This is a genomic window from Halococcus salsus, from assembly GCF_009900715.1.
In the GTDB taxonomy this organism is placed as follows: Archaea; Halobacteriota; Halobacteria; order Halobacteriales; family Halococcaceae; genus Halococcus; species Halococcus salsus.
The window spans coordinates 354585-375101 of record NZ_JAAAJC010000003.1; the positions used below are offsets into that span (position 1 = coordinate 354585).

Genomic DNA, 20517 nt, shown 5'->3' on the forward strand with positions numbered 1-20517 from the left:
TTGTCTGTAGTTCTCTTGCACTCACTGTCTAGTTGAGCAACCGCTGGCTTCGAGTTTGCAATAATTTACGGAATCAACCCGCTCATTTGGACAGTGTGCCTGAACAGTAGACTCTAAAACCACCTCTAATGGTCGCCCACAAAGTCACCGTTGCAGCACAAATAAATCAGCGTGAGTAAGCGATTAGGCGAACATGAGATATTACTGAGTTGTCAAATTCTGAAGTCGCATCGCTACGGATTTGTTTCTTACTCTGAGAGTCCAAATCAAACCTCCAGTGTTAAGTACTGACCGTCTGCATGTGTAGTCATCACCATGAGGTAGAACCCACAATGGTTACTCAATACAGCCTTTCCAATTTGCATATGATAGGGGTAGAGTCACCCAAATCCATGATCTTTTCATGACACTCACTGAGATTCCTTCAATAAGTAGTCAGAGAGCCCCTAATTTCGCTCTCAACGAGATTATCGACAGCCACGAATCGCTCCTAAGCAAATCAAGCTTTGTAGGAAAACAGGCCCAGGTCGGACAAATTAGAGAACATTGGACAGTCTCCAGTTCCACAGTGTCAGCCAGTGGATCAGATATCCACCAAGCCGATTCCGAGTCAATTCGTATGCTGAGCGCCCAAGCTATCTACTCAATGCTGGGTGTGAACAAAGGAATTCTAGAAAAATTCGAAGGGAGCAAAGATGACTGAGGAACGAACCTACGTTTCTAGTCTTTCGCTTGAGAATATCGGGAGATTCGAGGATATTACACTCCATATGAATCCATTTACGCTTCTTGTTGGCCCCAATGATGCAGGGAAGACAACAGCCTTAGAAGCCTTACAGACGGTATGTGGTCATTCTAATCTAGATTTGCAGCAGGTGCGCCGAGATGAGACAAAAATGACAAGGAGGGCACCGAACGCATCAGTTGAAGCTATTATCCAGAACCCGCCAGAAGACTTGGTTGACCGTTCCAATCTTAACAACGGTGATGCTGCAGGACTCAGAATCGAATGGGAAATAACAGGGGACACTGAAGAAGATGCGAATTTAGAAACCCCGAACTACTATCTTAGAGAGAGAGTTCCAGAAGACGAACGTCTCCACGAATGGGACTATTACGCGCAGACGGAGAAGGAGATCCTAGAGGAATACGGATACAATCCGGGTAGTAATGCTGAAAAGCGAAAAAAGCAATACGAGGAGTTGAAAGCTGAGTTCCTCCAAAACCCAGAGGATACCGAATTTGGTTGGGTCTCTTGTAGAAAGCAAGAGTTCCGTAGCTTTGCTCCAGCAACCGAGCAAATCGATACAGAAGATGTGGATAGTCCACAGAAATTGCTTTCAAAGCTACTTCGCCAAGAGACCGAATCTTTCCTCCACTTGGACGACGACGCTGATGAACCGAGACGAATTGATGAGCTTCTCGAGATCGAACAACGAGCGACAGAGGCGCTCAATGAACGTCTCGAAAGCCTCTCTGGCAGGATGAACCGTTATCTTCCTGGTATAGAGGAAATAACAGTCGATCCTGACTGGAGCTTCGTTAACGGTGCTGATTTTTCTAATATTGTCCTTAGTCGCAATGGTGAATCAATTCCTCTCCAGGAACTGGGCGGTGGTACGACTGCCCGGTCAGCTCTCTCAATGCTTGAGTGGAGTACAGAGACCAACGATGGAAAGCAATCGGTCATTCGAACAATGGATGAACCCGATCACCGCCTTCACTTCGACGTCCAACGGAGATTGATCAGTCTTCTCCGAAATGACATCCCTGATGAAGAAAGCTATCTCTCCCAATGCATTGTCTCGACGCACAGTTTGATTATGGTCGACGCAACCCCTCTCCATGAAGTAGTATATCTCCCTGATGAAGTCGACTTGGAAGAAGAAAGATCTCCGCTACTCACGAGAGACGAAGCAGAGGCTGGGGAGCTTATGGGGAATATTATGACTGGGTTAGGTCTATCAGCCAGTTGGGTCTATCTTGAGCGAGCGATGATCGTTGTTGAAGGGGCGACCGAATACAACTATATTAACGAAATATACCATAAGGTAACCGGATCTACCTTAGTAGAGGATGGAATACAAGTCTGGGATTGCCAAGGATGCGGCCACATCGTTAGAACCCTTGAACGCCTTCAGGAAGCGGGCCGGGCTCAAACGTTCGTTATCCTTGACACGGATGCGAAAGACCGAAAAACATCAGATGAAACTCTCGAACCCGTTCTAGAGGATATGTACGAGGCTGGTGGTTCGGAACCAGAGCTTGTTTGGATCGGTGACAAGGAATTAGAGGACGTGTGGAGAAAAGATGATTTGAAACGTCTTGCTGAAGAACACTGGCCCCGTGGAGATGGGAACGACTGGAAGGTGAATCATTTTAATTCGGTCGACGAGGCGGAGAAACCCAGCGGAGAGATTGTCAACGTAATAAAACAAGGTTGCGCACAGAACATTCAGGACTGCCCTAACGTTACCAAAGAACATATTGGACTTAGAATGGGACGTTTAGAGGGCGTGGACCACCCGGATAAGATTGTTAGCCTTCTAGAATATGCCCATAAATGTTGTAGTCGTGACCGGGAAGTTACTCCTGAATGATCCGGACATTTCAAATTTGAGGGAACCCACGAGTAGTATTTCCGCTACTAACATGCTCAGCCACTGACTTGAGATTTGGGAGTGAGAACTACAGCCAAGAGTATTGTCTGGATTGTAGGATAACCGCGTCATCGTCGCACACATCGATCGCCATTCAGGCTCTCTCGCGCCGGTTCCCGTTCACTCGTTTCGAACCCCGACAACTCAATGTCGGGGTTGCCAAAGCAAAGGCGACAGCCCGGCTCATGTAGTTTGTCACATGGCCTGAAACTATAGTTTTCCACCAGACTGGCGGGAAGTAGGGGTAGCTATAAGTCAAACGTCGGGTGGCAGAAAGTACGCCAATGTCCTCGGAAAAATCATCCTCTGCTGTCGGGTCAGTACTATCGACCGGAATCCTCCCTGAACTGGAGGTGACTGACGCTTATGACGAACGTGGACGAACTTAGAGACCAACAGCGCGAGAACATTGCCGAGCGACGCGCGTTCGTCAAGCAGTGGGCCGAGTACGTCAGAACTCACCCCGACCGAGAGTGGTCAGCCCAGCAGAACAAAATCATCAATTCTCAGATCGAACGAGAGTAGTCCGATTCCGAAGCCATCGACTTTCTTTTCAAAACGAGAGTGTTTGCCCGATCAAGAGCTCTGATCTTCCTTTCGGCGACACCACCGTTTCCGCAGGTTCCGGAGCTTCTTACCAAACGTTACACTGACAGTCTCGTTCTACTGTTAGGTGAGAATCGAACCGGCTGGCAGTTAGTGAAAGCGTGGAAAGTCAGCGGTCGCACGGTCAGGTTAGTTGTTGAAGCACTCGTGCCATTTAGATCCCTTTCTGTCTGCGAAAGCCCGCACAGCGCCCTGTGGGCGCGAGCAGGACCGCGGAGGGTGGGGACGCGGTCGGGCTTTGGCCGGCCCGGAGGGCCGGGACTCTCTGGCGGCGTGGTCGCAATCACTGCTTACCAATACATCGCGATAGGACTAACAACACTTGCTGGACCCTTAATAAGCATGTCATCTTGCTCTAAAGAGATATTCACCTGAGATGCCCAAGACGTCATATTGGCCCGGAATTCAGCCCCAGAACCTTCTTGTGGTGCGTATTTATCGACGATTCGAGTTAGGTTTACGGGATCCCATGTTTCTCCTGACGAGACTTTATTCTCGACACGACCAAAGACCGTGTATTTACGATCTGATAGAAACTCTTCTTCAGGAGACGTTCGCATGAATTCTCGTTCTAGTGGTACCGCAATTGGGTACCCATTGATATCCATTCTGAGGGGGACCGCGGAACCTGTAAACTGGCTCACTAACTGCTGCACTTGATTTATCTGCTCTAGCTGCTGGGATGAGAGATTATCTGGTAGATTTTCATCGCCGACCTCACTCAGAGTTTCAATTGTGTCTCCTCCAAGAAGTTCGGTGAACGCGTTCAAGGCGGACTCAAGCTTGAATAGAGACATGGAACTTACCTCACCCTCTAAACGGATAGTATCTCCCCGAGAAGGATCGCCACCACTTGTTCCATCGAATACAGGAATATCCTCGCTTTCAACGAGCGATTCAAGCGATTGAAATCGATATGGAGCTAATACCCTCATTGTCGAGGTTACATTCTCTGTATTTAGCCGACTGTGACTTCCAGAGGCGCGAAAGAAGCTGGGGAGGTTTATTGATCCGCCACCACTCGTTTCAGCTTCAGCGCCAGATTCTTCGGTAATTTCCTCAAGCACTCCTCTTCCCAGAGATGATAGGTTGCTGTTGAGACTCTCTTCGTTGATGTATACAAAATCCCTCAATGAATCGACCATATATCTCACATCGAGTGTGTCATTATCAAACTATCGTACAACAAGGACTCTTGAAGCAGTGTTTTCACCGCGACTAGACGGGGTTGCACGAACCCAGAATGCCGCTCCTCATTTTGCACACAGAATCGACGAAACCGTATGCAAAATTGCTCGCTCAAAGGCGCTAACTCACACTGAATTGGGCCACGAACGACCCAGCGCCGATGCTCTTTATATGTTGTTCCGAGCGAGTCACCCACTTAGAGACGCTTTTCGGCTCCCGTGTGCAAAATGAGCGAAGGAGGCTATCGGTGCCGCCAGTATCCTAGGCTACCAAACACGACTGCACCAACTACTGCCTGAATTATTGTGGACCAGAGTGGAGAGCCACCGAGCCAGAGACTCATTCCGAACCAAACGAGAAACCAGATACTGCCTAGTGCGAAACCACGTTGGAGAGGCGGGAGTTCCTGAATCCACCCTTCGAATCGCTCATATCGAACCAACAGGGCGTTTTCAGCCATACAACAGAGATTGAGAGCTAGTCATGAATTGCTTTCGAGCATCCACTTACATCACTCACACGAACCTCATCATACCGACCGACGTACTCTAATGTATACTTTGCATCGTGAGATCTCACAGTTTAGGGTGGGAGCTGAAGGGCTGGCAGAATACGGGTGAACCACACACACAAGCTAAAGAGAACCCGTCGATCAAGGGTGACTTTCGTCAGGGGACTGGAAGGGGGAGTGCCATCAACTCAAGTATCTCAACATTAGGGTTCTAGGGGATAGTCCAGTTAGCGACATCCTCCCAAGTGACAGAGTCCCATCGGAGGTCATCGGCGTCGTTCCCCTCGACATCTTTGTAGAGCGTATAGCGGGTATCAGCAAGATAGACCTTCACCTGCTCTCGCTGGGATTCATCTAATCCACACTCTCGAAGCACCTCATCGGGTGTTGCGTCTCGGTGCTTGATCACGTACTCGGAAACTGAGGCTGGGAGCGAAGACACCATGTTTGCAGACTAGCCCTTCGGTAGAAATAGGTCTCAGGAATTCACCGTCGAGTGCATGCTCTCTCGCGGTCATCTGCGCTCCGGTCGAGTTAGGTCACGAAGCCCGCTTTCTGTTCAACTGTACCATCCAGCATACCCGTCGCTGGGTAGTCAAGAGCATCTTGAAAGAGGTGATGAAAACGCGGTGCAACGACTCTTCTACCAGCAGTCTATACGACAGTGGTAACAGACGCCGTTACTAATATAGGGAGAGGACATTCCCTTCCCGCATTTCTTGCAGGTCTGTACGTTCTTGTTCAGACCGGCACCAGTGTCCCGTTGCATGGCATCACCCATTGGGAGACACTAAGAGGAAGTACAAAAAATGGCTACATGAAACGATTTAGCTACAAAAGACCGAGGTAAATATCTGTGACTAAACTTCTGGCTTTCAAGGCACATACGAGACTGGAGAGGCCGGGTTGCCTCGAATGATTGAGGATCATCTCCCTGAACACGGAGAGTAGGTGATCGCAGTTGCCTGATTCTCGATGTTCTCACCGGTTGCCGACTAATTCGCGTATTCTTACCTAACATCAGAACGATGGTTTCGATTCAACGTTTGGTAAGACGCTTCGGCACCTGCGGAAACAACAGGGTGTCGCTGAGAGAAAACCCGGACGTGGTAGTGGGTCGCCGAAAGGAAAACTAGCTCTCACGATTGAGCGCTTGGATATGTTCATTGAAGTGCTATACCCGACGCGGTGCTCGAGCGAGGTCGAGCGCGATTCGCACCGCTATCAGCGGGCCGAGAACACCGCTCAGTCGGACCCCGTGGTCGATGCGACCCCCAGGACCGTCCAGCGGATCGTGAAGACCGCCGCGACGAGAGCAGCTAATCGCACGGGCAACGACGACTTTCGGAAGGTGACTTCTCACGACCTCTCTGCTATTTCGCCCATTCGTGCCTTGTTCGTGAGCGAATGAATCCACGCGTCGTGATGGAGATCGGCGGGTGGGACAACTACCAAGCCCTCGAACCGTACCTCAACAAACCCAGTACCGAGACGATCGGCGCTGAATTTGCTCACGCCAGTATGATATGATACAACTTCAAAAAACGAAAGACGACTCATCTCGGTCATCTTGGTACCAACCATGACCGACCACTCGACGGAGCATTCAGAGCAGGGTCTTCACCGTCGAAACGCTCTCAAAGCGGTCGGTGGAGTGGGAGCTACTGGACTACTCAGCGGCTGCAATTCGAATCTGAGCTTACTATCAAGTAGGGATTCGACGAGTGAACAGCGTAACATCGTGTTCGTGCTTAGCGACGACCATCGGTACGACTTTATGAGTTTCATGGACGAACCGGGGACGCCGGAGTTCTTGGAGACACCAAACATGGACCGCATGGCGAAGAACGGGGCACACCTCCGGAACGCCTCGGTCAACACGCCCCTCTGTGCGCCAAGTCGTGCTTCGATTCTCACTGGACAGTACGCTCACGAGCACGGTGTCATCGATAACCAGCATACGAAAACAGACCACGTTCCGTTCTTCCCTAAACATCTCCAAGACGCAGGCTACGAGACTGCATTCATTGGCAAATGGCATACCTACCATAAGGAGAATGCGCAACCGCGCCCCGGGTTCGACCATTGGGTCAGCTTCAAGGGGCAAGGATCGTATTTCAATCCGACGCTCAATATCAATGGAAATCAGGTGAGGCGGAAGGGCTACATTACCGACATCTTGACTGAGTACGCCGAAAAATGGCTCAAAAACCGGGATAGCGACAAACCGTTTTTCCTGTATCTCTCACATAAGGCTCCCCATTTGCAATTCCGGCCAGCACCACGCCATCGAACTCGATACGCAAACGCACCCATCAAGTATCCAAAAACGATGGCGAACACGCAGAAGAACTATGCTGGGAAACCTGATTGGGTGAAAAGCCAACGCGATGGTCCACGCGGTGTGAACTATGTTTTTGGTGGTCGGTTTAGCTTTGATGAGCTATACCGCCGATACAGCGAAACACTGCTAGCACTTGACGAAAGCATCGGTGCAGTAATGGACCGACTCAATGAGTCGGGACTAGCTGATTCGACACTGATGTTATACATGGCCGATCACGGCTACACACTCGGCGAGCACGGACTGATCGGGAAGCAGACTGCCTACGAGACATCACTTCGCGTGCCGCTGCTTGCGTACGCACCAGGCATGATCGAACCCGGAACAGTTGTCGACGAGCATGTTTCGAATATCGACATTGCACCGACGATTCTCGCGCAAGCCGGGCGCTCAATGCCCGATTATATGAGCGGCGAATCGTTCCTGCCAGCGCTCGCTGAGGGAACGATGAACAAGAGCGAGGAACCTTTCTATGAATCGTTCTGGGGCGGAGCTCCTCGACATCCTACAATGTTTAGCACGCGCGAAGGCCAATATAAATATATCTGGTACTACGGCCCAGTCAAGAACGAACTATACGACCTCAAAGCTGACCCACTTGAACAACACAACCTCATCAACGAGAAGAAACACAAGAAACTCCTCAAAGTAATGCACGACCGCCTGTTTGATTGGATCGAAACGGATGGCGGTATACCAATTCCGCTCCAGCGAAGCATGCGCGGAACCAATCAGAAAAAGCGACCAGAAAATGCACCGAAGACGGCTCCGGACAATATTCAGGGCCAACAGCAGAGCTGAGACTAAGTATCTCTCAGAAACAAACGATCTCGAATCCAGGCCGTCTTCTATGATAGTCGGATCAGCTAGTGTGCAGTCCCATCAGAATCTCTAAGCCAGAATAGTAGCTAAGTAAACATCAAACTATGAATACCGAAACCAATCGCGAACGAAACGAGATCGACACTGAGAGTCCGGATAACTCTAATACGCTGGATATCGGTTACGCACATCACCAACAGATAGAGGAAATGATCGATATCGTTCGCTACTGCCTCGAAACTCTCAGTTTCGAATTTGACCGATGGGGCGAAGAGCACGTCAAAGGACCTGGGTTTTATCTCGTGATTGTCTCCGGGACTTCCGTTGAGGAGTATGCTGATCCAATGGGGCGGAACCGGTGGCCAATTGAAACTTGCCAAAACATCTTCGGGAACAGTGAGGAGTTTTATCGAGCAGCATCAACCGTCTCAGGAACAATGGATGGTGCGGTTGTCGCTAGCATTGACGGTGCACTCTTAGAGCAGATGGTCCGTGTCAAGGACCTAAGTAGTCAAGAACTCAGAGCTCGGACTGGTGAAGGAGTCGGCTACGAAGACTGGATGGGATCTCGACACATGAATGCGCTCGATACCTCTGTCCGAGACGATGTTGTCGCGACGATTACGCTTAGTGAGGAGAACGGTCGAGTGACAACCTTCATCAACGGAGAATTCACTGACTACAGCCGAAATGAGGTCGGTGGGCGGTGGCGCGTGCAGCCTTAACTAGTACTGGCGACTACGTCTCGACTGAGTATATATGGCCACGCGACCCCCCTCGCGCCCACGTATCGCCGAAGGTCGTTCGACGACTCGGTGGGGTCGTCGGAAACTGTCCGATTGAAGGCGGGCGTGCCGCCTCCGACACTCCCGTCTTGGGCGGCAGGGCGTACAAGCGGGCGGTATCCACGGTGAATGTGAACATCCGGCACAGCTTACGTGATTCACGCCCGCCGGAGAACGGCGGGATTCTCTCGCTGAAAGAAGATAGAAGGATAGTTCACTCGTTCAATTGGGATGTTCGGTTGATTTTGAACGCTCCGGAGAGATCGGCTTGGGGATAGGGGATATCGATACCGGCCTCATCGAAGCGCTGCTTGACACTAGTCACATACTCGCCGCGAGTTTTCAGGAAGTCTGCTCGGTTCGGGTCCGCGATCCAGAATCGGGAAGTGAGGCCAACGTAGGAGTCCGCAAGCGCTCCATCAGTACTCATTCGAACAGTCGGGGCGGGGTCATCAAGGATATCCGGATGTTTCTGGGCTTCCTCAACGATAATCTCGGTTGCACGTTCGATGTCGTCGTCATATCCGATTCCAAACGTGAACTGAAGTCGGAGTTCGCCCTTCTTAACTGGATTCTTGATCACGTCGCTGGTTAGTACTGAATTCGGCACGGTGAGGACCTCGTTGTCGAAGGTACATACTCTGGTGACTCGGAAGGAGATGTCTTCGACGACACCCGCATACGCTCCGTGCTCCCACTCGATCCAGTCGCCGATTCGGAACGGACGATCTGTATAGATAAATACGCCCGCAACGAAGTTCGAGAGGGTGTTTTGTAGTGCAAACCCAATAGCGAGTGTTGCAGCAGCTCCAATCGCCGCTAATGAGGTAAGAAGCCCCTGATAGCCCGCAACTCGGAACGCAATTCCGATGCTGATGAACGCGACCAGGAGCTTACCTAATCGAAGAAGCGGGCGTTTTTCGTGGTTATCGAGCCCCCTTCGGTCGAGCAATCGATTGACGAATGGAATTGCAAAAATCCGGCCGAGTGAGTAAAGGATGAATGCTGCAGCAATGAACGTGATTAACGCACCCACTACTTTGTAATAGGGAACATTCAGACTGTGAAGGAATGCGCCGACTGGTCCGAGTTCTGGATTCGAAATAACATCAGAGACGTTCGTCCCGTTTCCATCTGGAGTGGGCGTTCCCGCCTGCAGAACCCGCTCCGAAAGATGAGGCTCTATCAGTGACATTTCGAATGTCTGGAGATTGGTCTGATCTGATTAGAGACTAGTTTCCGAATAGATGTTCTAGTTCTGATGACTCTCTGTTGTTCCCGATATCGGTCATCAATCACGCCCCGATGTCAGTACTCAGTCCACCTAAGGCCTCTCATATTCTTGAGACGACCGATTCAGCGGGCCGAAAGGCGGTTCGTACTGTTGAAGATACGGTATACAAAAACGTGATGACCCAAGTTGCACCCTACTACTTCGCAACGACCTCGTGAGCGCGATCATCCAGCGAACGAGAGTTCAGCGGGCGGCACGCGAAACGAACGGCGGACGTGCCGCCGACTTGATGAATTCGGTGCGAATCAGGGCTCCATCAGCGGTCCGTAGGAATCTGTTTTTCAGTAGTTATCATTTGAACAATTAAGAAGACTGTTATCTTGGAATATTCAAAGAAGATTTACAGTGAGTGCCACGAAGTTCTAAGGAGGGATCGAAGTGAACATTCGCTGTATCATTTTTGGACATGACTGGTACACAGTGTCACCAATTGATGGCGAGTACTTGTTGCATGCGTGCGAACGGTGCGAACAGGAGATGCTGAGAGAAGACGACAACCCTCCATAGGATGTTCGCGATTCTCGATGCAGGCTATCCTGGCGGGTGGTTCTGTCGCTTCCAGTACTACCACCTTGAAGAAGGCGAAATCGTGCGTTACGACAACGCCCATAACGATGAAACACTCGGCAATCACCGCGCTCGCGGATGCTCTCGACCGCGATTACCGCCCGGTTCACGACGATGGGGGAGTGCTCGATCGGTATGGCCTCATCTTCGTCGTCAACGAGGGCCAGACAAAACGTCCCTACGTTACTCACTGTCGGGTTCGCCTTGATGTTGAGCTCGCAGGTGGAACTGATGAGACTGACCCCGCAGTTGCGTCTGGATGAACAGGCTGGACTACCGACAGAGTCACTCCAGAGAAGACCACTCCTCCCAAGAGTCTTTCACTAACCCGAGTTTTGGCAGGTGGGACACAGCCCATTCTCGAGATAGGCGACAAGAGCCGGCTCACCACACACTCTACACTCCTTTATGATCTCATCCTTTCTCTCTAGATCTGATTTGGCCATCTATTCACCTCCTTCGTGGGAGTCAGTTCCGTCATCGATACGAAGATGAGTATCCACTAGTTGGCTGTGCGCACGTCGAAGGCGCTCGGAGAGCGCTTGATGCGATATCCCAAGCTGTTCCGCGACTTCGACTGCAGTAGCGGAACGTGGAATCTCATAATAGCCTGCTTTCGCTGCCTCGGTCAGCGCTGTTTGTTGTTCGGTTGTCATTTGGTGCTGATCCTGTTCGGTCTCATTAGTCAAACAGACGATGCGGATGCACTTGGCTCCACAGTCCAGCTGGTCCATGAGCCCCTCCTTATCAACGACAGGAAGTCTGCTGGTCTGCTATTTAAAGCTCAAGATTGAACCAAGTGACGAAGCTACTGCCACGCCACGGCACGACGCCTCGTGCCAGTGATGTACTCATGCAAGAAGACGAATTCCTTGACGCCGTCCAGCAACGTACAGGTCTCGAGTCGCGCGATCAAGCGTACACGATCACCAGCGCAGTGCTCGGCGTGTTCGGCCAGCGCATCACCGAAGGCGAAGCCGAAAACATCGCTTCCCAACTGCCCGCTCACATCGACGACGTACTGCTGAGCAAGAACGCGGAAGCCGAGGAGTTCTCACCCGACGAGTTCGTCGAACGGGTCGGCGCTCGGATTGCGACCCAAAGCGACATCACCGCTCCCACTATCGAGATCTACATTCGGGGTGTGATGACGGTCCTCGGTGAGGCGGTAAGCGGCAGCGAACTCGACGACGCCCGCGAGCAGTTCCCGAACGAGTTCGACTCGTTGTTCGAGCCTGTCGATATGACCGAGCAGCAACACTGAGCAACTGCCGAGCCATTCACTTAGGCGGGCAAACTATCCCACGACGAACCGGCCAGTAGCATCGCTACGGTGATGCTTCCCGAACGCGCCAAGGAGGTCGGTACGTTCGAGAGAGTGACCGTGGCTGCGGCCTGTCGGTCACTCGCACCTGACTCGCCAGCACCCGAAATCGAACAAGAGCGATTCGAATGCTACACCAAGGGGTAGATATCGACGATTTCGTCGCGCAGGCTATCGAAGCCACCGAAAGGAGAGAAATCACTATAGAAAGAGAACCGACATAATTGTGGTTGGTGAGCGATATTTCTCGCATTCGCTCACCGGTCTCCAGCCGGTGGAGCATAAAGCCTGCTCAAGCAGAGAAGCACCATTTATCGTTTCCGCGCACAGCAACGGTGTGAGACAAAAATGGAAAGACACGAAGTTCTACGTCGAGATGGAGTGGCACGATCTGCGGAACCATCCTCGCTGGTGGCTGCTTCTCAGCGGCAACCGACTCCTCATCGCCGGCGTGACCCTGCTCGTCCTTTTCGTGGGATTCTGGGGTGGCGTCACGAGCGGACTCGTTCCGCTCCGTGATCAGACGGCGACGCTGTATCTGCTCTTCGCCCTCACCTCCGGGAACATCACGCTCATTACGATCGTCGTCTCGCTCAACCAGCTCATCCTGACGCGCCACCTAGAATCACCAAGCGACATCGACGACGAGATGAACAGCATGCGCAGCTACCGGGAGAAGGTCCGTGAGACCATTCACCAGCCCGTTACACCGGTCAGACCGGCGGAGTTCTTCCTGTTGCTCTTTCGCAGCCTCCAGCAGGACCTTCGCTCCCTCGAAGACCACGAGTGGACGCTCGACGATGAGCACGTCGAGCGGGAGTTCGACGAGACGTTCTCGGACCTCCACGACCACATCGTCGGCATCGTCGAACTCTTGGAAGAATCGGACGCGGGCCTCATCTTCGCGCTGTTCACGACGCTCAGCGCGGATTACGAGCGCTACATCGAGACGATCTGGCGACTCCAGTACGAACACGGCGAGCAACTGCCGGAGGCGACCGGCGACACCATCGAACGCACCAGAAACATGATAGAGCACATTGGCATTGCCCGACGGATATTCAAGACAACCTACATCCAGTCCGAGCTGACCAGTCTGTCACGACGGTTGCTCTACATCGGCTTGCCGGCGCTTCTCGGCACGATTGGGTTCATGCTCCTGTTCACCGCCCCGACGCGGGCGTCGATTGCTCCTGCGGTGCTCGCAGTTGCCATCCCGTTTATCGTCACTATCGGGCTTGCGCCAATCGTCGTGCTCGCGTCCTCGATTCTCCGACTCGCCACCCTCACCGGACAAGACACTGCCATGTATTCGTTTGTCTCCTCGTTCGAGGGCTGACGCCACTCGCGTTCGGATTCAACAGGATCTGAACTCAGACGGGTTTGTTCCTCTATATGGTACCATTCATGGACGGCAATGAATTCGAACAGCAACTCCACCAGCTCGTTGCAAAGGCAGACGAAAACGATGTTTCCGTTCGTGGGAGCTACGACCTCCAAACTGGTAACGCCAACAACCGAAGACTCCAACTCGAAATCACGGAGGTTGCCAGTGATACTGGAGTCAGGCTCCTCTCGAGAGAATAACTCGCAGCACTGATTCCGAGGGATATTCTATTATTGGTCGAAGAACAGTCGACCTCCATTACTATCCATGTCTTCCGTTCTTTCCTTTGCGTGTAGATTATCCAATGAGGCGCGGAGGGACAGAGAGTTTTGGAATTGGAGGGCGGTTTAGAGTTCCAAACTTCTCTGACATCATCCAACCACCACCCTTCGTGTCCATTCCCTTATAACGAATATAGAACTAACTGAGAGTCAACTGTTAATGTGTGAGAGCTGTGGCGTTGTTCGTCCCGTTCGTAACATGGCAAACAAAATGATACCTCACCGGTGGGATAGGCTTCTAACGTTTATGAGGTTGTCACCGACCCCGGCCTACTCGCGCTGACGCGCTCGTTGAGGCTGGGGCTTGCATGGCGGACGTTGGAGGCTTTGTAGCGTCCTTCGCCCTTGTTTGCTGGTGCGGTCGGCCAGCAGCGGCAATTTAATTGGACGTGTCCTCGGACCTTCATGCCTTCCGTCCCACACCGCGTTCGGGAAGGTGTTCGGTCGTCGTCGTTCCGTCCTTCGGGGGCACGGTGACTGGTGCCCGCCACCGCCGAGATAACCCGTCCTTGGCCACTCGGAAACGTGGCCGGGCACCCCTTACGGGGCTGTCTGGTGCCCGTCGGTGGTTGTCCGAAGATACGGGTTATCAAGGCCTAAGTCTTGCGGTTCCGGTGTTTGTGCCCAGCTATACGAACGCTCTCCTCCCCTCCCTACTCGCTCGCTCCTTGAGGAAGGGGACTCCGCGCTACCGACGGTGTTGAAGAACTAGGGTGTTTAAAGAAAAGTCCGATAACCCATTTGAACCCTGCTATTTTTGAACCGCTGAACAGAGTGCTTTCAGGAGCAAGCACTATTCCTAATCGCTTTCTCTATTGATAGGGACCATCACAACACCTTCTGCTGACTTCAAGCTGCCAGACGAAATCACCAATGTGATATCAGAGTCAGTCACTCTCAAAGAATGCATATGGCTATGAGTGACACCGGACCAGAATCTACGATACGCGAACGAACTGGTGGCGGTCGGCTTCGACTCTGGGTGTTGCTCACTGCAGACCGAACCCTCATCGCGGGGCTATTGACGGTCGGTCTCTTTGTCGTATTGGTGGCTGTCAGTGTCGTCAACGTCTATCCTCTACGAATGACTATCCGCAACGGAACCCACATCGAGCGGTTGTTTCAGGTGTTTATTATGTCGATCATCACAGGAATCACATTGGTTGTCACACTCAACCAACTGGTTCTCTCTCGCGAACTCGGGCCACTCGGCGAAAAGCGCAAGGAGATGTCGGATGCAATGAGCTTTCGTCAATATATCGAGGAGCTCACTGGATCAGTCGTTCCTCCCGAACCTGCCTCGTTTATGCAGGTGTTCATGCGGTTGAGCAGGGACCGGGCGGACAGCCTTCAAGAAGCAACAAAGGGCAATTCCGATGACGAATTCCGCGACAGCGTGACGGCACTCAGTGACCAGATACGAATACAGGCAGACGAGGCCGAGGATCAACTCTCTGATGCACAGTTCGGCGGATTTGAGGTGATCCCAGCGATCTTGAACTATGACTATTCATGGAAAATATACTCGGCACGACGGCTTCGTTCCGAACACGCAGAATCGATAAGCGAGAGTGAGCGGGATGCATTCGACGAGCTCATTCAGGTATTGACTCTCTTCGCCCCGGCTCGTGAACACTTCAAGACGCTCTATTTCAGGCGAGAGCTGGTGGATTTCTCGCGAAACATGCTCTATGCCGGTATTCCTGCCCTCGCAATCACAATATTGGGACTGGTGTATTTCGACCCAAACTCGTTTGTTGGATCGACGCTGGGAATTGCGAATCTCGTGTTCGCCATCAGTGCGGCGGTTGCCATCGCATCTCTGCCGTTTTTCTTGCTCGTAGCGTACATCCTCCGGCTTGGTACGATTGCCCAGCGAACGCTCGCCATCGGCCCGTTCATTCTCCGAAAGTCACAACGATCCGATGAGATCGGGACTGGTGAGAACCAATGAACCGACCTACGAAGACCGGTCACCGCTCGCTCAGTCGGCGTCGAGTGCTTGGCCTCCTCGGCGCAGGTGTTTCGTTCGGAGTTGCCGGATGTAGCACTGGGAATGGGAAGGCGAATTATCAGGAGAGAGAAGACGTCGACCTCCCGACGACCAGCGGCGCGAACACATCGAACGCGAGTGCAGCGAACGCCGCAGCGGCTCGTGCCCAGCTCGAAAGTGATAGTTACGCAGTTGAGCTTGATGCCTTGGAACTTCGAGATCATGAAATGTCCGTTCGGGATGATTATCGAGGTGCAGTGGTGCAGGGGAGTGTCGAAAACACCAGCCGCCAGTCGGTCAAACTGATCGAGGTTCGTGCACGGGTCTACAACAGCGACGGTGACCAGCTGGGTCGATATCTCGATAGCACATACGATGTCGCTGCGGGTTCGACCTGGGAATTCGAAATCATCGTTCTCGAAAGCCCAAGCGACATCGCCTCATATGATATAGCGGTTCTTGGCTCGTTGGGGTAACTATGTTGCTGTTTCGTTGAGAGCCGGCAATTCGATTCGATAGAAACGATAGTCTTGATTAGTAGCACACGGTAGACATATAGCCAATCTCAGTGAGGAGTTTCGAGGAAGGCTTCGTCCTGCCGAGTATTTCGTATATTTTTTATTGAGTTAGTTCTCAGCGCTGGGAGCTCCGCAGGATGAATGGCCCGATAGCGAGGGTACGTTTTGCGATCGTCGCCACGCGTGCAATGTAGGAGATTAGGAGGAGGAAGGGCAGGCAGGTGACGACGAACGCGATGGAGGTCACCCAGACGAGCACCGAGACCCCGAGGACGACCCCCGAGAGCGAACTTCCACCGAGGAAGGTCGTCATGAACCCGGCAACGATCAGCGCCGGCACTGAGAGGTAGAGGATGTTTTGGGAGAGGCTGATGAGCTCCCACTCGAAGTAGAGGGTCTTGATGTGCTCGCGAGCTGGCCCGAACATCGTGAGTATTGTCTTGAGCTCGTCGAGCGCCTGGAAGGTTTCCTCGGAAGCGTCGTCCTGGTAGTCGTCAGCAATGCGTTCGGTTTGGAATACCTTCCAACTGTAGTTGTAGTTGAGCGCACCGGAGAGGACGGTATATGACCCGAATGACTGGTCTTCGAGTTCGCTTGAGACCGTATCGGCGTTCTCGATCAGGCTGTTGGTGAATTCGTCCACCTCGCCTCGGAGATCCTCATTGTCGCTACTAGCCACGGCTTCTCGAAGCTTTTCGGCGCGGTCCTTACTTTCGAGGATCAGCGCTCGAAGGAATGCCGATGGGTCAGCGGGTGAGGGGGCTCCGGTGAGTTCTTCGGTGTAGTCCCGGAAGTCCATGGTATTACTCATGCGCTCACGCTGCTCGCCGAGTGGACCATTCTCTTGGCTAATTACGATTTGAGTGATCGTCAACACAAGCGTGACGCCGGTGATGATCGCCGAGATCATCGTCGAGAACAGCGTCTCAATGGTATCCGCAGTCAAGGCGTCGGTAAGGAGATATTGGTAGAAGTAAGTCCCACCGAGGACGAACACCCCGAAGATCAAAAGGCCCAGCAGGCTCGTTACGGCTAATCGGTGACCGCTGAGGAACAGCCAGACTTTGAGACGGCTCTCTCCCGAGCGCTCGCGCATTGTGTTCGCAGTCCCAATGTCCTCGGTGCTCTCCTGGTCGAGCTCAGTATCTTCCTCTTGGGTATCGATAGTATCGGCGGCGTCGCTCATTGAGAATCCGTTGATTCCCCGCGTGGCCGCTTGAGGACGAGAAACTTGGTGCCTCCACCAGTGTATTCGATAGTACTGACGAGTTCCCAACCCTCCGCTCCGAGTTGGTTGAGTTCCTGAATAGGGTCGCTCGCCTCTTTCTTGGTCGCTTCTCGCGGTGGGCGAAGCGTGTAGTATTCATACTCCGATGGTTGGTCCGTGGTCATGTGGATCACCATCAGGAAGAGAGGGTTTTGTGTCTTCACATCTGTGCCGGCAATATAGGCCGCTCCACATGTATTAGCCGCTGAATCAGCGATCTGTAGTCGGAGGAATGAAACCAACGTGGTCGAAACCGTAAGACAATGACGGGAAACTACCGACGCAGGAGCGTTCTTGTCCTGCTCGCAATAGCAGTTGCGTGTGGAGGCTGTATAACGACACAACCGACGCTTGATTCGACGACGACGGATCCAGCGGTTTTCGAGAGTATTTCGACGGGCGACTCTTGGGGAACATCCTCACTCCAGACGTCGGTCACTCTCGCGCCAGGGGCGACTACGAGTGAAGGAGTAACGGACCTCTCGGTTGTCACGGCCAATGGGAGTTCATTCTATACGACATCGCTTGATGCGGGACAGACGAGCGTTACGCTCCCACTTCCGATGGGCTCTTCTCAAATCATCGCAACGAACACAGTCAATGGGACGACCGTTGGAACGGCGAACGTGACCGTTTCCGGGAATACCTATCCGTGAGTAGCTCACCTAATGAATCGTATCGAACCCCTATCACTCCCACCCCCTTTTATGTCACATCTGCAAGCTATCTAATAATGTTCTCTAAGGCCTTTTCATTCTTGCCGATGGCAGACCAACAGATGGACTCAGAAGAAAAAGCATCAACCGGAGCAATCGTGGCGGCGGGACTTTCCGTGCTCTACTCGCTGTACCTGTTCTACATACAGGGCAAGCGAACGCAGGGGATCTTCGTTGGGCTCTGGGCACCGACGATCCTCTCGATAGCGAGCTACATCGAGCAGACCGACCTCACCGAGAAGGCCCAGGACGAACTCGAAGCCTAAGACAGCTCCTTAATCTCGCAATTTTCACTCGTGGCGTGAGCCGACCCAGGCTCCTAGTGCCAATCCATAAATGAGATGTCCAGTGTGGAAAATCGCTGACTCGTCCGTTTCGAGGTCCATCCCAAGCACGTCCCGGAGAACAACCTGCTCACCGAAAAGAGATAAAACGGTCCCGTATATGGCCCCAGCAAGTAATCCGACGGTTTCCGGCTCGCTCGTCTCGTTGACGCGCTCCCCGAAGAGGAGGCTAAACAGGACACCACCTAACGTTCCGTACAGCCAGTGGAGAGACAGTGAAGACAGGTGATACTCTTCGGGGTCGCCACCGGTGAGTAGAGCGATAAATTCAGCTGTTGGTGGCAACGACCGAGCGGTCGGTGCACGAAACAGTGTCATTACGACTGTTGCGAAAGCTCCGCCCACAACTCCTTCCTTGAGACCAGATATTGGATTCATGATGTTGTAGTATTATCTGTTCACGCTATTCGAGGGGTAAGGATCCTATAGATTCCGAAAGTCGCCTTCGAGGGTTTGAGCCTCAGTTGATTTCGTTATGCATGGCCTCGATGACCTCATCGAGGTCGGGCATGCCGCCACCGGGCTGGTCGCCGTAGGAGAATTCGCCCTCACCATCAGGCGACTCACCCTGGGTCCAACGCTGTTCGGGGTCGGGTCGGGAGTCCCTGTAGGTGGACATGAACTCGTAGTTGTACTCCTGGTTTTCCTTTTCTTGGGGGAAGCTGTTGGGGACGGGAACGTGATCGTCCATGGTATCGAGCGCGGCGTGCCACTGGTTCTGGTGCATGGTGTCCCGAGCGATGAGATACGACAGCATGTCCTTCATGCCAGGGTCGTCAGTCATCTCGTAGAGTCGAGTGGCAAGCAATCTGCCAGTGGACTCAGCCATGACGTTCGCGTACATGTCGGCCGCGAGGTTGCCGCTCGCGACGACGTAGCCACCGTTGAAGGGCACACCGTTCGAGTCGACGGGCATCGCGTGGAGACCCGCTGAGAGCGCCTGTCGGGGCTGGCCAGTGTCGAGCATCGAAGCGATAACTGGATCGCCACGGGCTTCCTCGATCAGCCCCGCGGGGGCGTCCTGAAGGTTCTTCGCGACGGCCGTCGCGAGCATTTCGATATGACCGAGTTCCTCGGTAGCGGTCTCCATCAGCAGTTGTCGGTATTCCATTTTGTCTGCGGGCACCGCGAACGCCTGGAACATGTACTGGAGCGCGACGCGCATCTCGCCCTCGGCCCCGCCGATGGCCTGCTGGAGCATTTTCGCGAACCGGGGGTCCGGTTCTTCGACCTCGACCTCGTACTGGAGTTGAGCACCCCAAACATTGGTGCCACTAATAATCGAATGCGGTGAATGCAAGAGAGTTGCCAACCAGGTATTATCTGAACTCAAGGTTCAGTAGCTGTTTGCAGGTGTGAAACCGCCTCTGTGGTACAAGCCATCCTCTCCCGAAGGCTGGAAAACAAAGTTACTGATAAGCGGCCTATACATGAATTTCACCGTTGCTGGTTGATTTGCATGCGGATCTCGTTTGCTTCCTTGAGGCGTTAGTTGCTGATCCGTCCGCCGATCTCATCATTCGAATCATCCTACTCGTAGTAAGTATTCGATTAATGCAATCTATTCGATCTGTTCTAGACATAAGTTTCATGCTTGGAGAGATTATATAACCAGCTGAACCAATGAGACAGTTCCGCGCTGAGGTCGATGACAGTCTCTACAAGGATATACAGGTGGCGACGGTGCACTTGGAGGCTGAAACGAACGCTGAGCTGCTTCAGATATGTATCGATGAGGTGGAATATGAGAGATAATTCGGGAGAAGAGCGTGTCATAGAAACCGTCTCATGCAGTGAGTATCTCGCGGCCGGGGTTGTCTCCTCGTTCATCATTGGTGATCGCGACGACTACTCGGAGGCACAGCGCGAGGAACACCTGCGCTCGTGCGTGAACGCGGCCTCGGGCACGG

At 52.8% G+C, this 20517-nt stretch carries 20 protein-coding genes and 2 pseudogenes; 14 read left to right on the forward strand and 8 right to left on the reverse strand.

Features of this window, described 5'->3' with window-relative positions:
* Window positions 1–695: 695 nt before the first annotated feature.
* Both GT355_RS11350 and GT355_RS11355 read left to right on the forward strand, forming a co-directional pair.
* The gene (locus GT355_RS11350) at window positions 696–2600 is read left to right on the forward strand and encodes an AAA family ATPase (protein WP_160134732.1); all 1905 of its coding nucleotides are present in this window, start codon (window positions 696–698) and stop codon (window positions 2598–2600) included.
* Between the two features lie 435 nt (window positions 2601–3035).
* Complete coding sequence (locus tag GT355_RS11355) at window positions 3036–3185, forward strand: DUF8150 family protein (RefSeq protein WP_205250441.1); 150 nt, start codon at window positions 3036–3038, stop codon at window positions 3183–3185.
* A 371-nt stretch (window positions 3186–3556) separates the two neighbouring features.
* Here GT355_RS11355 and GT355_RS11360 read toward each other — a convergent pair whose 3' ends face one another.
* Window positions 3557–4411 (reverse strand): DUF6414 family protein, encoded by an 855-nt coding sequence (locus GT355_RS11360; RefSeq protein WP_160134734.1) that lies wholly within the window; start codon window positions 4409–4411, stop codon window positions 3557–3559.
* 1961 nt (window positions 4412–6372) lie between these two features.
* Here GT355_RS11360 and GT355_RS18470 point away from each other — a divergent pair.
* From GT355_RS18470 to GT355_RS11370, 3 genes are all read left to right on the forward strand, one after another.
* Complete coding sequence (locus tag GT355_RS18470) at window positions 6373–6495, forward strand: hypothetical protein (RefSeq protein WP_275690151.1); 123 nt, start codon at window positions 6373–6375, stop codon at window positions 6493–6495.
* 52 nt (window positions 6496–6547) lie between these two features.
* Window positions 6548–8110: a sulfatase family protein gene (locus tag GT355_RS11365; RefSeq protein ID WP_160134735.1), complete on the forward strand. Its 1563-nt coding sequence runs from the start codon at window positions 6548–6550 to the stop codon at window positions 8108–8110.
* Between the two features lie 125 nt (window positions 8111–8235).
* Complete coding sequence (locus tag GT355_RS11370) at window positions 8236–8856, forward strand: hypothetical protein (protein WP_205250442.1); 621 nt, start codon at window positions 8236–8238, stop codon at window positions 8854–8856.
* Between the two features lie 274 nt (window positions 8857–9130).
* On the opposite strand, the gene GT355_RS11375 is transcribed toward GT355_RS11370, so the two are convergent.
* Complete coding sequence (locus GT355_RS11375) at window positions 9131–10111, reverse strand: mechanosensitive ion channel family protein (protein ID WP_160134736.1); 981 nt, start codon at window positions 10109–10111, stop codon at window positions 9131–9133.
* A 155-nt stretch (window positions 10112–10266) separates the two neighbouring features.
* Between GT355_RS11375 and GT355_RS18260 the strand changes: the two are divergent.
* Both GT355_RS18260 and GT355_RS11385 read left to right on the forward strand, forming a co-directional pair.
* A pseudogene (locus GT355_RS18260) lies at window positions 10267–10385 on the forward strand (DUF5828 family protein); the annotation flags it as partial.
* 349 nt (window positions 10386–10734) lie between these two features.
* Window positions 10735–11040: an HVO_A0114 family putative DNA-binding protein gene (locus GT355_RS11385; protein ID WP_240145790.1), complete on the forward strand. Its 306-nt coding sequence runs from the start codon at window positions 10735–10737 to the stop codon at window positions 11038–11040.
* A 183-nt stretch (window positions 11041–11223) separates the two neighbouring features.
* Here the strand turns inward: GT355_RS11385 and GT355_RS11390 are convergent, their stop codons facing one another.
* Window positions 11224–11511, reverse strand: a complete 288-nt coding sequence (locus GT355_RS11390; protein ID WP_160134738.1) for a helix-turn-helix domain-containing protein — start codon at window positions 11509–11511, stop codon at window positions 11224–11226.
* Window positions 11512–11630: 119 nt separating this feature from the next.
* Here GT355_RS11390 and GT355_RS11395 point away from each other — a divergent pair, with 119 nt between their 5' ends.
* The 5 genes from GT355_RS11395 (at window position 11631) to GT355_RS11415 (ending at window position 16238) form a co-directional block, all read left to right on the forward strand.
* Window positions 11631–12041, forward strand: a complete 411-nt coding sequence (locus tag GT355_RS11395; RefSeq protein WP_160134739.1) for a DUF2267 domain-containing protein — start codon at window positions 11631–11633, stop codon at window positions 12039–12041.
* Between the two features lie 334 nt (window positions 12042–12375).
* Entirely contained in the window at window positions 12376–13440 is a 1065-nt protein-coding gene (locus GT355_RS11400; RefSeq protein WP_160134740.1) for a DUF7972 family membrane protein, read from the forward strand.
* Between the two features lie 56 nt (window positions 13441–13496).
* Entirely contained in the window at window positions 13497–13688 is a 192-nt protein-coding gene (locus GT355_RS11405) for a hypothetical protein (RefSeq protein WP_160134741.1), read from the forward strand.
* A gap of 997 nt (window positions 13689–14685) precedes the next feature.
* On the forward strand, window positions 14686–15723 hold the full coding sequence (locus GT355_RS11410; protein ID WP_160134742.1) for a DUF7972 family membrane protein: 1038 nt from the start codon (window positions 14686–14688) through the stop codon (window positions 15721–15723).
* Between the two features lie 44 nt (window positions 15724–15767).
* Window positions 15768–16238 (forward strand): FxLYD domain-containing protein, encoded by a 471-nt coding sequence (locus GT355_RS11415; protein ID WP_240145791.1) that lies wholly within the window; start codon window positions 15768–15770, stop codon window positions 16236–16238.
* 157 nt (window positions 16239–16395) lie between these two features.
* On the opposite strand, the gene GT355_RS11420 is transcribed toward GT355_RS11415, so the two are convergent.
* Together GT355_RS11420 and GT355_RS18265 are read right to left on the reverse strand one after the other, a co-directional pair.
* Window positions 16396–17466 carry a DUF7972 family membrane protein gene (locus tag GT355_RS11420; RefSeq protein WP_160134744.1) on the reverse strand — a complete coding sequence of 357 codons (1071 nt, stop codon included), beginning with the start codon at window positions 17464–17466 and terminating at the stop codon, window positions 16396–16398.
* Window positions 17463–17672: a Sp36 family protein gene (locus tag GT355_RS18265; protein ID WP_160134745.1), complete on the reverse strand. Its 210-nt coding sequence runs from the start codon at window positions 17670–17672 to the stop codon at window positions 17463–17465. Before GT355_RS18265 ends, GT355_RS11420 begins: the two co-directional genes overlap by 4 nt.
* A 138-nt stretch (window positions 17673–17810) precedes the next feature.
* Between GT355_RS18265 and GT355_RS11430 the strand changes: the two genes are divergently transcribed.
* Together GT355_RS11430 and GT355_RS11435 are read left to right on the forward strand one after the other, a co-directional pair.
* The gene (locus GT355_RS11430; RefSeq protein WP_160134746.1) at window positions 17811–18203 is read left to right on the forward strand and encodes a hypothetical protein; all 393 of its coding nucleotides are present in this window, start codon (window positions 17811–17813) and stop codon (window positions 18201–18203) included.
* Window positions 18204–18310: 107 nt separating this feature from the next.
* On the forward strand, window positions 18311–18529 hold the full coding sequence (locus GT355_RS11435) for a hypothetical protein (protein ID WP_160134747.1): 219 nt from the start codon (window positions 18311–18313) through the stop codon (window positions 18527–18529).
* 24 nt (window positions 18530–18553) lie between these two features.
* Here GT355_RS11435 and GT355_RS11440 read toward each other — a convergent pair whose 3' ends face one another.
* The 3 genes and pseudogenes from GT355_RS11440 to GT355_RS11450 all read right to left on the reverse strand — a co-directional run.
* Window positions 18554–18925 carry a hypothetical protein gene (locus GT355_RS11440; RefSeq protein WP_240145792.1) on the reverse strand — a complete coding sequence of 124 codons (372 nt, stop codon included), beginning with the start codon at window positions 18923–18925 and terminating at the stop codon, window positions 18554–18556.
* Between the two features lie 142 nt (window positions 18926–19067).
* Window positions 19068–19886 carry a manganese catalase family protein gene (locus GT355_RS11445; protein WP_160134762.1) on the reverse strand — a complete coding sequence of 273 codons (819 nt, stop codon included), beginning with the start codon at window positions 19884–19886 and terminating at the stop codon, window positions 19068–19070.
* A 507-nt stretch (window positions 19887–20393) separates the two neighbouring features.
* Window positions 20394–20517, reverse strand: a pseudogene (locus GT355_RS11450) (IS5/IS1182 family transposase); the annotation flags it as partial.